We start from the raw sequence: 548 nt of genomic DNA on the forward strand, positions 1-548 counted from the left end.
CACCCACCCCGCACCCCGCGACCGCGACCGCGACCGCCACGACCCACGACCGCGACCGCCACCGCCACCGCCACGACCCACGACCGCCACCGCCACGACCCACGACCGCCACCGCCACGACCCACGACCGCCACAGTGAGAGGCTGACCGACGTGCACGACGACCTCTTCGCCCGGGCCAGGACATGGCTGGCCGAGGACCCCGACGCGGACACCCGCGCGGAACTCGCCCGGCTCATCGACGCCGAGGATCACGCCGAACTCACCGCACGCTTCTCCGGCACCCTCCAGTTCGGAACCGCCGGCCTGAGGGGCGAACTCGGCGCCGGTCCGATGCGCATGAACCGCACCGTCGTCATCCGGGCCGCCGCCGGCCTCGCCGCCTACCTCAAGAAGCAGGGCCACACCAACGGCCTGGTCGTCGTCGGCTACGACGCCCGCCACAAGTCCGCCGACTTCGCCCGCGACACCGCCGCGGTCATGACCGGCGCCGGTCTCAGGGCCGCCGTCCTCCCCCGCCCCCTCCCCACCCCCGTCCTCGCCTTCGCC

1 pseudogene is annotated in these 548 nt (G+C 74.6%); it reads left to right on the forward strand.

The window, feature by feature from the left end:
• Positions 1 to 152 precede the first annotated feature (152 nt).
• Positions 153 to 548, forward strand: a pseudogene (locus tag KUM32_RS41125) (phospho-sugar mutase); the annotation flags it as partial.

This window comes from Streptomyces sp. AC627_RSS907, assembly GCF_019049165.1.